General features: G+C 54.6%; 9 protein-coding genes and 1 tRNA gene. 6 read left to right on the forward strand and 4 right to left on the reverse strand.

Annotation, left to right across the window (positions count from 1 at the left end):
* Together ASD54_RS26785 and ASD54_RS04260 are read left to right on the forward strand one after the other, a co-directional pair.
* Positions 1 to 745 (forward strand): DUF6880 family protein (locus tag ASD54_RS26785; RefSeq protein ID WP_348272039.1); only part of this gene is annotated, 745 nt, incomplete at its 5' end.
* Between the two features lie 274 nt (positions 746 to 1,019).
* Positions 1,020 to 2,156, forward strand: coding sequence for a Fic family protein (locus ASD54_RS04260; RefSeq protein ID WP_062553392.1), 1,137 nt, complete (start codon positions 1,020 to 1,022; stop codon positions 2,154 to 2,156).
* Positions 2,157 to 2,410: 254 nt separating this feature from the next.
* Here ASD54_RS04260 and ASD54_RS04265 read toward each other — a convergent pair.
* The 3 genes from ASD54_RS04265 to ASD54_RS04275 all read right to left on the reverse strand — a co-directional run bounded on the left by ASD54_RS04265 (position 2,411) and on the right by ASD54_RS04275 (position 8,134).
* Positions 2,411 to 2,500 (reverse strand) — tRNA-Ser (locus ASD54_RS04265).
* A 124-nt stretch (positions 2,501 to 2,624) separates the two neighbouring features.
* Positions 2,625 to 7,016 (reverse strand): cadherin-like domain-containing protein, encoded by a 4,392-nt coding sequence (locus ASD54_RS04270; protein ID WP_062553393.1) that lies wholly within the window; start codon positions 7,014 to 7,016, stop codon positions 2,625 to 2,627.
* A 182-nt stretch (positions 7,017 to 7,198) separates the two neighbouring features.
* Positions 7,199 to 8,134 (reverse strand): recombinase family protein, encoded by a 936-nt coding sequence (locus ASD54_RS04275; protein WP_062553394.1) that lies wholly within the window; start codon positions 8,132 to 8,134, stop codon positions 7,199 to 7,201.
* Between the two features lie 425 nt (positions 8,135 to 8,559).
* Here ASD54_RS04275 and ASD54_RS04280 point away from each other — a divergent pair, with 425 nt between their 5' ends.
* Positions 8,560 to 10,329: an alpha/beta hydrolase gene (locus ASD54_RS04280; RefSeq protein WP_162249545.1), complete on the forward strand. Its 1,770-nt coding sequence runs from the start codon at positions 8,560 to 8,562 to the stop codon at positions 10,327 to 10,329.
* 30 nt (positions 10,330 to 10,359) lie between these two features.
* Here the strand turns inward: ASD54_RS04280 and ASD54_RS25950 are convergent, their stop codons facing one another.
* Positions 10,360 to 11,250 (reverse strand): PIG-L family deacetylase, encoded by an 891-nt coding sequence (locus ASD54_RS25950; RefSeq protein ID WP_082547072.1) that lies wholly within the window; start codon positions 11,248 to 11,250, stop codon positions 10,360 to 10,362.
* A gap of 214 nt (positions 11,251 to 11,464) precedes the next feature.
* Between ASD54_RS25950 and ASD54_RS04295 the strand changes: the two genes are divergently transcribed.
* The 3 genes from ASD54_RS04295 to ASD54_RS04305 all read left to right on the forward strand — a co-directional run bounded on the left by ASD54_RS04295 (position 11,465) and on the right by ASD54_RS04305 (position 14,628).
* Positions 11,465 to 12,619: a glycosyltransferase gene (locus tag ASD54_RS04295; RefSeq protein WP_082547073.1), complete on the forward strand. Its 1,155-nt coding sequence runs from the start codon at positions 11,465 to 11,467 to the stop codon at positions 12,617 to 12,619.
* 70 nt (positions 12,620 to 12,689) lie between these two features.
* Complete coding sequence (locus tag ASD54_RS04300) at positions 12,690 to 13,658, forward strand: NAD(P)-dependent oxidoreductase (protein ID WP_244484671.1); 969 nt, start codon at positions 12,690 to 12,692, stop codon at positions 13,656 to 13,658.
* Positions 13,642 to 14,628, forward strand: a complete 987-nt coding sequence (locus ASD54_RS04305) for a glycosyltransferase (protein WP_062553398.1) — start codon at positions 13,642 to 13,644, stop codon at positions 14,626 to 14,628. The genes ASD54_RS04300 and ASD54_RS04305 overlap by 17 nt, the downstream gene beginning before the upstream one ends.
* Positions 14,629 to 14,654 lie beyond the last annotated feature (26 nt).

Consider the following 14,654-nt stretch of genomic DNA (forward strand, 5'->3'; position numbering starts at 1 on the left):
CATTGCTCTGCAGGAAATTGCTGACACCCAGAACGATGTGGACGCCTATATCGCCCAACAGCCGGAGAAAACCCGCAGCGCTCCTATGGTCGCAGCTGACATTGCCAACCGCCTGATCTCAGCGGGACGAGCCGAAGAGGCTGTCAAGGCGCTGGATAGGGTTGAGGTGAAAGGCCGGACGGATCTTCCGTTCAAGTGGGAACTGGCGCGCATCGAGGCACTGGAAGCCCTAGAGCGCAACGAGGAAGCGCAGGATTTTCGCTGGAGATGCTTCGAGCGGTCGCTGAATGACGAGCACCTGCGCGCTTATCTCAGACGGCTTCCGGATTTCGATGATATCGAAGCCGAGGAAAAGGCTTTTGCATTCGTCCAGGCATTTCCGGATGCAAATTGCGCCCTCACTTTCTTCCTGAGGTGGGCCTCGCCTGCAGAGGCAGCGAAGCTCGTGACGAACCGGGCGACCGAGCTGGACGGTGATCTCTACGAGGTGATGACCGCGGCTGCCGAGATGCTCTCGGCAAAGCATCCTGTGGCCGCAACCATCGTGCTGCGTTCCATGATCGACTTTACGTTAGAGAGTAGTCGGTCGAGCAGATACAAGTACGCAGTACGACACCTCGCCGAATGCCGGTCTCTCGCGACACGAATAGAGGATTTTGGTGACCTCCGGTCGCATGAGGCCTATGTCATGGATCTCAAACATAGACATGGCCGAAAATCAGGGTTCTGGAATTCAATGCGATGACTGCGCTTGGGTCACCGACGTCCTCTGACCTTTTAGATTGTCGCCAAGGAGATCTCCATTGCGTGTTGACGATCAGGCGTAGGATGCTCTTGCTGGGAGCAGCCTATCCCCCGAATGGTTTTTAGACTGCCGACAAGGTTGGAGCGCGGCGGATTCTGACATAGCGCATTCCGTAATGTCAGAAACAGTCAGTTTATCTGAGATAAGCTTTTGCCTTTGCGTGAAATCTGACATATGGATTCTCTTATTGTAAAAAAACACGAGTTTCTGACATATGAACACTGCGGATTATCAGTCAGGACATCATGAGCAGCAGCACGCCTATCGCAGTTTCCTGCCCACAACCATAAATCACCAGTGGATCGTCTCCGACCCCGCTATTTTGCAGCTGTTGGGGCAAGCAGACCGCGCATTGGGAGAACTCAATGCTTTTGCTCAGCTCATTCCAGATATCGACTTTTTTATAAGTATGTACGTAGCCAAAGAAGCTACGCAATCCAGTCGTATAGAAGGCACGCAGACTAATATCGAAGATGCCTTTAAAGAAGTAGATGATCTTTCGCCGGAGGAACGTGACGACTGGAGCGAGGTTCAGAATTATATCGAGGCCATTAATTTCGCTATCGTCAGCCTCGAGAAGCTGCCCCTGTCAAGCCGGCTCCTGCGTGAAACCCACGCCATTCTACTACAAGGCGTGCGCGGAAAGGCCAAATTGCCTGGCGAGTTTCGCACCAGCCAGAACTGGATTGGCGTGAGCTTGAAAAATGCGGTCTTTGTGCCGCCACATCACGACCATGTGCCGGGCCTCATGGGTGATCTGGAGAAATTCTTGCACAACGACACCATCATGGTACCGCCGCTCATCCGGATCGCAATAGCCCACTACCAGTTTGAGACCGTCCATCCTTTTCTGGATGGCAACGGACGATTGGGGCGGCTGCTGATTTCTCTTTATTTAGCTTCGGAAAGATTACTAATCAAACCAGCACTTTATCTCTCCGACTATTTTGAGCGAAACAAGACCGCCTATGTTGATCACCTGATGGCAGTCAGGCAGGCAAATCATTTGAATGACTGGCTGATATTTTTTCTGCACGGTGTAGAGGAGACCGCCCGAGCCTCAGCTGCCGTATTCAAGGATATTCTCGCGCTTAAGGAGCGTATTGAGCGAGAGATTTTGCCGCGTTTCAGCCATCGTCGTCAGGAAAACGCACAAAGTCTGATGCGCCAACTATATGCACGCCCGGTTATCGACGTGAAAACACTCGCCAGGACGTTAAGGACAACCCCTAACACAGCGACATCTCTCATAAACGACTTCGTTGTTCAGGGCATATTGATCGAGGCAACAGGCCAGCGTCGCAACCGTCTTTTCGTCTTCAAGGATTATCTTGATTTGTTTCGTCGGTAAGTAAGATGCCAACACGCCGCTCTCCAGCCTACCTGAGAGATAGCTACTACTTAAGCAGTTGCAGAACGTTGCATCGTACAATTGCGGCTGGATAAAACAGAGAGATTTTCGATGTGCTCGTCCTCGCTTGCATCCGATGACTTAAAACAAGGTCATGCCGCGAGCGTGGCCTAGCTCGGTTTAGACAGTGGAATCAAACATCAGCAGAGGTCAGTGGATTACCGTAAGGCCCCTTGCATCCCAAGGGTCCAAGATGGCGGAGAGGGTGGGATTCGAACCCACGATACGGTTGCCCGTATGCCGCATTTCGAGTGCGGTGCTTTCGACCACTCAGCCACCTCTCCGGGTAATCTGGTCGGCGCGATTTGCGCGCGCCGTCTGATAGCAATGAACCGGAAGACTGGCAAGGGCAGAAACTACCTGATTTCTCAAAACCTTCATGAATGAATCGTGCCAGTCCGGCAGGCTTTAGACAATGAAGTCCCATTGGGTAGAGGCCATGTTGTAGTTTGCCTGCATTTCCGGAGACAGAACAAAGCCCGCGGCGATGTCCGATAGGTTTGCACCCTTGTCCATCATTCCTTGCCAGAAGGCCAGACCGGCCGGATCCGCATCCCGGTGAAGCAGCGCTTCGTAGAGAAGCTTCAGTGTTGGCTTGCCATCAGAAGACCAATTGACGAACTTCTTGTCCTGGCTTTCCTTGGAGCCTAGAAAAGCCATTGCCATTGCTCCGGCGCTCAGGCCTGCCTTGTTTTGTTCGGCCCATGCCTGAATGCCGCCAATATCGGCTTGGCGAGCGAAGACCTGTTTATAGAGGCCCGCTATCCACTGAAGGTTCGCATCATAACCAATATCCTGGCTACCATTGTCGAAGACCAGTTTTTCGACATTTACAAGAGTATCGATCTGCGTCGGATCGCTTTTCGAGACAACAGTCACAACGCCAGCTTTTTGCGTGATGACATAATCATTTGCCGTGCCGGAATAACGGGCGCTGTCTGTTCCAGAACCGCCATGGAGAAGGTTCTTGCCGGAACCGCCAAACACGACGTCATTGCCAGCTTCGCCGAAGATCCTGTCATCGCCGCCAGCCGAACCGATCGTATCATCTCCACCGCCTCCATGCAGGATATCGTCATCGGCGCCGAGGAAAATGAACTGGGAGCCGTTGTCTGCAAAGACCGTTTGCGAGCCTTCACCCCCGGTAAGGCTTACATTGCCGACCACCGCGGCGAAGGCCACGTTCTTCAATTCAATCACTGTTCCGGGAGGAAGAGCGGAGGCATCCAGTACCACCGCCGTTACCGTGGATGACGTGCCTGCTGTTCCGGAAATGACCAAAGGCTTGTCGCTTGTGCCACTACCAGGCTGCAAGGTCGGAACAATGGTCTGGACCAATACGGAACTGCCTGCGGGCAAATCTGCCAGGAACTTCGTTCCCTGCTCGATCAGATTGGCCTGTTCCGGTGAGGCGCTCTTGAACTGGTTGGTGATCTGGGCTGTCAACTGGCTGGAAGAATTGGCAACCGATGTGGGTGCGGTGGCACCGCTGACCGTCAACCCGACACCGGCAGGAACCGCAACCGATAGAACGGCGGAGCCATCCGTGTTCTTGACGAGAGGAATATCTGCCGTTGGCGCATTATTGGGGGTAGTAACCGTGGGGATGGTGATGGTCTGGGACTGGGTTCCATTCGGATCAGTTGTCGTGACCGTTGTTACCGGAACGCCGTCAACAATGGTGGTCTGAGGCGTTGAAGGCTGGACAGGAGGCGTCGGGTCCGACGGCGTGCTGGGCGGTGCGGGGGGAGAGCCAACCGTTATGGAGAAGGTATTCCCGGAAATGGCAGCCGCACCGTCTGTGCCACCATCGGATACGGAGAACTCAAACGACTGGGCGCCCGCTGAAGCGACGGCCGCATATTGAACCAGACCGGCATCGATATCGGCCTGGGTAAACGTGCCACCGATCTGTAGCTCCGCAGAGCCCAGTTTGAGCTTCCCCTGCGCCGGAATGGCCGTAACCGTGTATTCCAGACTGGAAGCTGCACTATCAATATCGGCTGTCTTCAGCAGCGTGCCGGTAATGGTGCCCGTGGTGCCTGCCGCAAGGGCAAGAGGCTTGTTGGTGGCCAGGACAGGTGCATCATTCCTGCCGGTTACCGTAACGCTATAGTTCGAAGCCGCTTCATTCCCTGCGGCGTCACTCACAGTAACGGCAACCTGTGTGACGGCTGTCTCGCCTGACGTGAGCGCATCGAATGCATTGCCTGCATCGAAGGTAACATCACCATCCGCAGCGATGGTAAAGCTGCCGCCCGTTGTTCCCGCTATCGCCTTGCCGAGGTTGGAGGAAAGGTTGCCGACAGCAACCACACGAACAGCATCGGTATCATTCGTCATCGCATTCGGCAAAAGCGAAGCGAATGAGCGCAAATCATGGTTTCCGGCGTCGTCGAGAGCCGTTGGGCCTGTTTGGTCGATGGTGACCGTCTTGGCAAGGGATGTCGCGCTGTTGCCGGCAGGATCGGTATAGATAGCCGTTATGGTGTGCAGGCCCTCACTCAACGCGGTAGAAGCACTCCACGAACCACCTGTAATAACGGTTGAGGCAAGCTCGATCTGCCCGTTCATCAGCTTGACGGTTACCCCGTCTTCCCCCGTTCCGGTGAATATTTGCGTAGACGCATGGGTCAGGCCATCGGTTGAGGAAAGACCTGTATCGCTTGCTGCCGTCAGTGCAGGAACCGCAGCTGCGGGCCTTGTCGCATCAAGCCCGTCGCCGGGATTATCGATAGGGCTGGTATAAGGTGCAGACAGGTTTCCTGCCGCATCCTTGAGAACGACTTCAACAGGTATCGTCTCCGACGCTGTGCGAGAGATATCGCCTTCTGCCACCGTGTATGTCGCAGTATAGGTACCATTTCCCTTGTCGGTGAAACCGGTCAGGGCCTTGCCATTCACTGTTGCGCTGTGCAGGCTCAAACCTGCCTCCCCAGCGGTAATGGTGACAGTCATGGCATCACCGATTTTCAGGGCAGCATCAGGTGCGCTGACACTCTGTACGCTCGGGCCGACATCATCGGTCACAGTAATTGTAACTGCCTTTTCCAGCGAAAGATTGCCGTCATCGGTCGTGCGGACCCTCACATTGTAGGTGCCTGCGGCAAGATCTGCCTGAGCCTTGAGAGTTTCCCCATCGATGACAAACTTGTTGTTACTGGTGTCGCCCGCCCCGCTGACCAGCGCGTAGGCAAGCGTGCTGCCAGCATCCGGATCCGTGCCGGACAATGTTGCGATGGCGGCAGATGCCTTGGCGGCGCTCTGTGCAACCGTGGTGGTACTCAGCGCGATGCCGGTCGGATTTTCATTGACATCCGTCAGGTTGATCGTGACGCTAGCGGTACTGTTTGGCAGAAGATCTGCATCTTCATCGTCAACCCCGATTTCCAGCACAAACGAAGGCGTGGTCTCGAAATTGAGTTTGGTTGTATCGGCCACCGTCAACAAGCCCGTAGAGGCATCGATGGCAAAGGCGCCGCTCGTATTGCCGGACAGGATGGAATAGGTCAGCCCATTGGTATCGCCAGTGACAGGATTGGTAGGCACTTCCGTGCCATTGGCAGAGTTTTCCGCTACCTGAACAGTTTTCGCACTGAGGACAGGTGCAACATCGGCGATTGTGACCCCGATAGAGCTTGTAACAGTCGCATTGGCATCCCTTGTCTGGACGCTGATTGTATCCGCCCCTGTCTTGTTAGGGGTAGGCGTGTAGCTCAAGCTGGCAAGGGCAGCATTGACCGATGCCAGCGATCCCGAGAAACTTAGCGTTCCATCTGTGCCATTCAGATCTCCGGTCAAACCGGCCGTGCTGCCCAGCGAAAGCGCACCCTTTCCGGCACTCAAGCTAACGGTCTGCCCATCCCCATCGACATCGCTGACCTGCAGACCCGAAACGGCAATCGCATTGCTGTTTTCAGATGTGGTGATCGCGGCAGCAACCGAGAGGGAGGGCGCAGTGTTGACGCCTGTCACATTGATTGTTGCCGTTGCCTTGGAGGTCAGCCCGGTTGAATCCGACACGGTATATTCGAAACTGGTTGCTCGCGTGACGCCGCGTGCCAGATCCTTGAAGTCACCATCATCGCGGAACTGCAGCTTTCCATCACCCGTCATGGTGATCTGCCCGCCCTGGGAAAGATCGATCCAGCTTCCCGGTGTAAAGCTCACCCCATTGATCTGGCTCACCGTCATGGTGTCAACGATGCCGAAAGCGCTTCCCAGATTGTCCAGATCCTTATCGTTTGCAAGAATATTGGCACCTGTCAGCGGCTTGCCGACATCGACCGCGAAAATGTCATTGGCTGCTATGGGAGCATCCTGAAGTTTATTGTCATAAAACACGGTCTGGTTGATGACTGTGCCAGGCTGGAAGCCGAGCGTCATCCAATCGAGCTTCAGCACCTTCGTTTGCGCTGAATAGGTCGGCGCGTTGACAATATTTACGCCATTCATCTGCCCCGCCATGGCAACCGTGCCGGGCGCGACACCCACAGGGGCCAGGTTTTCAATGGTGATCTTGAAGCCCGCTGGTTGAGCCTGACCGCTGAATTGCGCAAACACTGCATTGTCGGAAATATCGACTTTCAAAGTCCCGGTCAGAAGCCCATTGGGTCCTGGAACCGGCTTTGGAATATTGCTGTCATCGTAGACGGACAGGATCCTGGACGAAAAACTCTGTTCAAGCTCTACACCGCTGCCAATCGTCACTGTTTTAGCTGAAATCGGGATGAGCGTTTCGAACCACCCTGTTAATTCCAGCGTGATTTTGACAGTGATGCCTTCCAGGCTACCGGCCATGATTCCCCCCGACGCACTGCCTATGCAGTGAAACTGAATATTCGTCAGGTTTTGGTATGGCCCTATATTAGTAGTGCTGCAACTAAAATGCGAACTGGAGCCAACGGTCGCGATTTTCCTAAACGCTTGTTGATGAAAGTGGCCGATTCCAGAGCACTGCGCTCTCTGCTGGTGCGGTCAGCTTATCGCTCTGCAATGCCCACTCCCTGTATCAACCCCAGCTTTCTGGCTTCATCCAGAAGCATTTTGACGGAGGAAGCCTGCCATTTTCGACCACCGCGCGGCGGACGCTCCCGCATCTGATCAAGTTGGGCTGCAATATCTCTCAATGAGAGATCGGGATCCGCGATTGCGATGCCTGCCACAAGCCGCATCAAATGATCCTGCGTTGCTCGTCTCGGAGTGCGCGCAAGAAGTTCAGGCTCGGCAAGTCTTTCACGCACGAGCCTGTGCACTGCCCTGCGAAGACGCTCGACAGTCCAGTCGTGACCGCGATTGTTGAGAATCCGCACCGTATCGTCCCAGCTGTGTTGAGGTCTCAGCTTGCGCACTGCTGGCAACCATGTCTGCACGGACACAAGAAGCTCCTCGAGATAGGCGCGGTCCCGCGCGGCGGAGATAGCCCGGATCGCATCCGGCCTCCGTTCCCGCAGACCCGGATTGCCAGCCAGCCGCCCCCGTGCCTTCGCCGCCTTCATGCCGGATTTCGTACGCTCTGCGATCAGCGCCCGCTCCAGCTGTGCCACGGCACCCAGAACCTGCAGGGAAAACATGCCCTGGGGCGTCGATGTGTCGATCGGATCACGCAATGAACGAAAGTGAACACCCCGCTTTTCGAGATCTTCGATGACATCGAGCAAGTGACTGACAGAGCGCGCCAGCCGGTCGAGCCTCACCACGACAAGCACATCGCCTGCCTGTAGCTCCTTCAGGAGCTTGCCAAGCACCGGTCTTGAGCGTGACGCACCGGAACCCTGTTCCTGGTGAATGATCTGACAGCCTGCCATTCGCAATTCGTCGACCTGCGCATCGTTCAACTGCTCTTCGGTTGAAACGCGGGCATAGCCAATCAGCCTTTGCGAGGGGGTGGGGACAGGAGAAATGCGGGTTCGAACCATGATTTTCCAAGAGCTTCCATCGAATTGTACAAATAAAGAAGACGCCAGAAAACGTTCCTTTCTAAACGTGTTTTATCTGCAATGAGTGTCTTGTTGAAGACCGGCTCGCACGCATTCATGAAGATTGGATGCTTTTAAACGAAGCGAAAACCCGCAGACGACGCCTTACCGCCCTAGTAGAAAAATCATCAGGCACCATAATCCGGCCCCATCCAGATTAATCCAACCTAACAGACTTTAATTGTAAGATACGGACTATTTATTGATTATATCATTGAATTAATTCAATAATTTTACGAAAAACTTGCTTCAGTCATGCCACAAAAATGAGCAGTGATATAGGTCTCCGTTTGCTCAACATTCAGCAACCAATCTCCGGCTAATGTGACGGATCAATTAGATAAGGCCGGATACAGATGGACCTGATGACGAGTGCAAGAAATCCTGAAAGCGTTGCGCCCCGTTCGGCCGCTGAGCCTTTTGCCTTGGCAGGAACCATAGGACTTTACGAGCAGCCCCAAGGACGCGCACATTCGACCGCCGTCCTGTTTTGTAATCCCTGGGGGCTCGAAGACATGTGCACCCGCCGAATGCGGCGGATCATTGCCGAAACACTTGGCGACGCTGGAATTGGAAGCTTCCGTTTCGACTATCCCGGCACAGGCAACGCACTGGATGAAGCTGCAGCAGTCCTTGGGTTCGAAAGCTGGATCCTGGCATTCGAAGCGGCGGCAGATGAGCTCAAGCGTTTGTCAAACTGTCAGTCCATCATTGTGATAGCACAGGGCGTAGGAGCCCTTGTGGCGGCCAGCGCCTGTCAACGCAGGCAGGATATAGGCGCAATCGCACTTCTCGCTCCGGCGGTGACAGGACGTTCCTTTGTCCGGGAATTGTCCATGATGTCGCACGTCGTTCGCGAAAAGCTGGAAGTAGAGCTGCCCGAGCCGCAAGCGGATGGCCTGTCGATTGCCGGCCTCGATTTGCCCGCGAAGATTGTCAACGATCTGAAGAAGATCAGCCTGACGAAGATGGAGGGCTTTCGTCCCGCAAGAGCGATCGTCTTCAAGCGCGAGGAGAACCCAGGGGATCAGGATCTGGCAGCCGATCTGGAGGCCAGAGGCTGCGCTACGACTGTCAGAAATTTCACGTCCTATGAGACATTGACGACCGATCCAACCGTCGCATCGGTGCCCCAGGATGTCGTTGACCAGCTTATCTCGTGGGTGCAGGATTGCATCTCGTCCGAAACGAGACAGGCCGCCACGGCACAGCGCACCACAGGTCTGAACAGCGAAAGCCACTTTTCTGAACGTCCCTTGCGATTTGGCAATGAACAGAGGCTGTTCGGAATTTTGTGTACTCCAAGCCCGGACATCCCAAAACGCAATGCGACAGTCCTGCTGATTTCCGCCGGATATGAGCCCATGTGGGGCTGGGCCAGAACATCGGTTCGGCTGGCCCGCAGCCTTGCGAAAGAGGGCATATCGTCCCTGCGTTTCGACTGCGCCAATATAGCGGACAGTCCCTCAGCGCCACAATCCGAGGCCCAGGTTCTTTACAGCGAGAAACAGGTTCTGGATGTGGCGGAAGCGGTAAAGCTGATCAAGAGCGAACAGCCTGACCATGCCATCATTGCCACCGGCAGGTGCAGCGCTGCCTATCTGGGTTTCCGGTCTGCGCTCGCGATCGCCGATCTCGATGGCGCAGTCATCGTCAACCCGCTGGTCTTCGAATGGCCGCAAGGCAAATCTGTCGATGAGGCCTTGCGATCCCCGCTCGATCGTTCTGCCGATCATTATTACGCGCGTCTTCGGCAAAAGGGAGCATGGCAACGCGTCCTGCGGGGAGAGGTCGATGTCGCAGGCAAACTGAAGCAGGTCGTAAGGGCCGGAGTGCGCGCCGCAGCCTCGCCAGTTGCGCATCTGGTCGGCGGACTGAACCGACGAGAGCGTTCAGTTTATGCGGCGTTTCGCGCTCTTGCCAGACGTTCCACGCTTTTGACTTTGATTTACAGCGAAAACGATGTCGGCCTGGTAGAATTCAATCATTTCTTCCAGAAGGGTGGCGAACGCCTGAAGTCCTATGCAAACGTCGACTACAAGATCGTCGAGAAGGCGGATCATAATTTCACGCCGCCCCACGCGTTCGAAAGCTACCGCATGGAACTCCTCGAAATGGTACACAAACTGTCCTGACGCCAAGATCGACATCAGCACCAGCAGGCTTCAGAGGATCAGAAGTGGCAGGCAGATCCCCAGGGCGGCATCGTTCAGCTTGCCGGAAGCAACGCGCGAAATTACCTCCGGTATCGCTAGGATCCTGCGTTTGATCTTTCGGAACAATCGACGCCACAAGGGCAGGGGGCCATCCAGCCATATAACGTTCACCGGCATGGAAGACAGCGTACCCGAAGGGGGACGCAAAGCTGCGTCAGGCCTCAGAACTTCATAAAAACATTCGAAATCCGGCCATTCGTAATTGTCGTCCCATGTCCATGAATCATGCAATTGATAATGACGCTTGAGCGCGTGACACAGGCTCTTGTCAATTGCAAAGAGGCTGCTTGCCTGCCCCAGCCGATCGGTATTCTGCTCCATGAAATGAATGACCCGATCGCCCACATAGCCTGTAACGAAAAGGCGAAAATGCCGGTCTTTCTGCAGTCTTGTAACCGCTCGATAGACCTGGACATGCTCTTCATGCCCATATTCGCCCCAAGGATTATGGGTTACGACAATATCGTCAGCATCAATATGATCCTTCAGAAGATCAACCAGAAGATGAAAATTGACAATATACGCACGACTATTACGGCTGCAATAGATGCCATACTCACTTTCAGTAGGTTTTCGCCAACTGGTTGTTTGATATGTATTGGATTCCTTTATTTTAAGGCAAACGACATTATCCAGAGGAAAGCTTCTAAGAAGCTCTATCCGTCCTGCTGACACCTTTTGACTTTGATCCGTTTCCTGATAGCAAACGATGATCTTTTTTGCCGTCCTCAAAATAGAACTCGCCCATAGAACTTCATCGTCTGGGTGCGCGACAACAATAACGCATCCTGCAAAATCATTCTTTGTTAAAGAATTATATTTTTCATATTCTTGAGGCAAAACTCTATCCTATGCTTCACATGTGAGGATTAGTCTATGCATTTCATGTTATAGATAAGATTGAATATCATTTATTACAAAACAAAAAATTGGTCAAACGGAGATGGTTAATCTTCCCTTTATCAGCTTACCCAAAACGGAGCATTCTGATTAGCAGTATCTAAATTTGAGTAGATTATGAAAGGAGCTGTAGACGAATTAGGCAGGTCTCATAATGAGAGTCGCACTGGTACATTATTGGCTTGTAGGAATGCGGGGCGGCGAACGTGTCCTGGAGACGTTCTGCGATATCTTCCCGCAGGCCGATATCTTTACCCTTGTGGTCGATCGTTCGAAGCTTTCTGAAAAATTGCTTCGTCACGATATCAAGACCTCATTCCTGCAGAAGCTGGGAGGGCGCAAACATTATCAAAAGATGTTGCCGCTCATGCCTTTTGCTCTCGAGTCGCTTGATCTGACCGGATATGATCTGGTCATCTCCAGCGAGGCTGGCCCTGCAAAGGGAATTATAACCCGGCCGGACGCGGTGCATATCTGCTACTGCCACTCTCCCATGCGCTATATCTGGGATCTTTATCCGCAATACATGGCGGAGGCAGGTTTTCTCGCCCGCTCCATGCTGGCCTTGACAGCACCTGCGCTTCGGCAATGGGATGTTACGACGGCCCATCGCGTCGACCATTTCATCACGAATTCCGATTACGTGGCAAAGCGGGTAAAGAAATTCTACCGCCGTGAATCGACGGTTATCCATCCCCCTGTGAATATCAGCCGATTCCAGATCAGTCCTGGCCCGAAGGACTATTATCTCTGCGCTGGGCAAATAACGCCTTACAAACGTATCGAACTCGCTGTTGAAGCCTGTACGCGCCTCAGCCTTCCGCTGGTTGTCATCGGAGACGGAGCAACCGAGAAGCTGAAGCGTCTGGCAGGCCCCACGGTTCGCTTCCTGGGTTCTGTTTCCGATGTGGAGATGGAAAACTACTTCGCAGGTTGCCGTGCCCTGCTTTACCCTGGCGTAGAAGATTTCGGGATCGTGCCGCTGGAGGTCATGGCAAGCGGCCGCCCGGTGATCGCCTTTGCACGGGGAGGCGCTCTCGAAACGGTTGTCGACAAGGTAACTGGCATGTTCTTCCACGAACAGACGGTTGAGGCTCTTGTCGCTGCGCTGGAAGAATTCGAGAAAAGCTGCGCGCAGTTCCGTCCATTCGAAATCAGGGCTCATGCCATGAAGTTCGACTCTGGCCGTTTCGAAAAAGAGCTACGCCAGTATCTCGCGCATGTTCCAGAGCTTTCCCTATCCCCTGAGGTATCAGGCCATGAAGATCGCCAGGTGCCGACCAACAAGAAAGAGCAACACCCCGTATGATACGGGGTGTTGCAGCATGTGCCGCTCACGCAGTCTGTAAGCGGGTTCACTTCATCCACAAGGCTTTTCCATGATGGAACATCCTAAGAATTCACTGGTCGTGGGCGGATCCGGGTTCATCGGCACGCACCTGATACGCAGGCTAGCTGCAGAAGGTGGCGGTGTCGTTTCGCTCGACATCAAGCCTCCTCGGGAAAAGCTCGATGGTGTCGACTACCGTCTGGGTGACGTGCGCGATCTCGGCGACTTCGACCCGGGCATGCGCATTGACCGCATCTATAATCTTGCCGCTATCCATACGACACCCGGTCATCCGGATCACCAGTACTACGAAACGAACATTCTCGGAGCCAATTCAGTAACCGCCCTGGCGCGCCGACTGGATATCCGCGAAATCGTCTTCACAAGCTCGATCTCCGTCTATGGACCCGGCGAGGAAACAAAGTCGGAAGCGTCGGCACCCGCGCCACAAACGCCCTATGGCTGGTCGAAATACATGGCGGAACGCATTCAGCAAGCCTGGATGCAGGAAGATGACAGCCGCCGGCTCGTCATCTGCCGGCCTGCGGTCATTTTTGGCCCCGGAGAGGGTGGCAACTTCACCCGGATGGCGAAGCTCTTGAAGAAAGGCTTTTTCGTCTACCCGGGCCGATCGGATACGATCAAGGCCTGTTTCTACGTCGAGGATCTTCTCGACGCCCTGGCATTTGCCGAACAGCGCGAAGAAAGGTTCGTGCTTTTCAATGCCTGCTATCCGGACCGCTATACATTGCAGCAGATCGTCGAGACCTTCCGGGACCGGCATATGCGCAATGTCAGGACATTCATGATCCCGCACTTCGCCGTCACCACCGCTGCCATGCTCCTGCGCCCCTTCTCCGTCATGGGGCTCGGCATTCACCCGGATCGGGTCGCGAAACTGACGCGATCAACGGATATCGTTCCGGGATGGCTCGAAACCGTTGGCAAGGCCAGCAAGGGCCGTCTTCCGCATGCAATCGAACAGTGGAGCGCGAAAAGCGATGGGCGTTTTGTTTAAGGCCGATCAGCCTGCTGTTCGGGGATATGACAGAGCCATGCCGGGGCAGGCGAACATGCGTGATACCGTTGCCGGAATGGAAACCGTCGACCGTAACCTCAAGATTGCCGTTGCCATTGCGACGTCGGGACGGCGCGATGTGCTGACGCAAACCATTCTTTTCCTCAATCGGCAGACCCTGAAGCCGGACGAGTTGCTGGTGTGCCCCGCCAAACCTGCCGATGTCGATCTGGAGGGTATCGCGGCCTATGATGGAGAGGTTCGGGTCATCAGCGGCCCGGTCGGCCTGCCCCATCAGCGAAACGCCCTCATGGCGGCCTCCGATGCCGATATCATGCTGTTTCTGGATGATGATTTTCTTCCGGCTCCCAACTATCTCGAAGAGCTGAAGCAGCTTCTTTGCGACGATCCCACGATTGTCGTGGCGACAGGATTTGTCGTCCGGGATGGCGCGCAAGGGATAGGCCTCGGATACGAAGAGTCGGTCGAGATCCTCGCGAAGGACGTCTATCGCAAGCCGAAAAACGTCCGTCCAACCTTCAATGCCTATGGCTGCAACATGTGCATTCGCCTTACGACTGCACGTCGCCACGGCGTCCGCTTCGATGAAAATCTACCCCTCTATGCCTGGCTCGAGGATGTGGATTTCTCCCGCGAGCTTGCCGCCTATGGAAGGGTCGTCAAGGCCTCGCATCTGCGGGGCGTCCATATGGGAACGAAAGTGGGAAGAACGCCCGGCAAGCGACTGGGATACTCTCAGGTCGCAAACCGGATCTACCTCAAACGAAAAGGTAATATTTCCTGGCTTCAGGCCTGGGACGGCATTCTCCACAATGTCGGGGCCAATCTGTTCAAGTCACTCAGGCCGGAACCCTGGGTGGATCGCCGCGGTCGTCTCGCCGGTAACATGGCTGCCTTCAAAGATCTCTTGCAGGGAACGCTGGTACCGGGAAAAATTCTGGACATGTAGAAACCGGACGTCGTGGTCCAGTGCTT

The sequence above is a fragment of the Rhizobium sp. Root149 genome, from assembly GCF_001427345.1.
Lineage (GTDB): Bacteria > Pseudomonadota > Alphaproteobacteria > Rhizobiales > Rhizobiaceae > Neorhizobium > Neorhizobium rhizoryzae.

What these genes read in the sequence shown, in the direction of transcription:
- ASD54_RS04260 (WP_062553392.1), top strand. Translation starts at nt 1,020, where the DNA reads ATGAACACTGCGGATTATCAGTCAGGACATCATGAGCAGCAGCACGCC.
- ASD54_RS04270 (WP_062553393.1), bottom strand. Translation starts at nt 7,016, where the DNA reads ATGGCCGGTAGCCTGGAAGGCATCACTGTCAAAATCACGCTGGAATTA.
- ASD54_RS04275 (WP_062553394.1), bottom strand. Translation starts at nt 8,134, where the DNA reads ATGGTTCGAACCCGCATTTCTCCTGTCCCCACCCCCTCGCAAAGGCTG.
- ASD54_RS04280 (WP_162249545.1), top strand. Translation starts at nt 8,560, where the DNA reads ATGACGAGTGCAAGAAATCCTGAAAGCGTTGCGCCCCGTTCGGCCGCT.
- ASD54_RS04295 (WP_082547073.1), top strand. Translation starts at nt 11,465, where the DNA reads ATGAGAGTCGCACTGGTACATTATTGGCTTGTAGGAATGCGGGGCGGC.
- ASD54_RS04300 (WP_244484671.1), top strand. Translation starts at nt 12,690, where the DNA reads ATGATGGAACATCCTAAGAATTCACTGGTCGTGGGCGGATCCGGGTTC.
- ASD54_RS04305 (WP_062553398.1), top strand. Translation starts at nt 13,642, where the DNA reads ATGGGCGTTTTGTTTAAGGCCGATCAGCCTGCTGTTCGGGGATATGAC.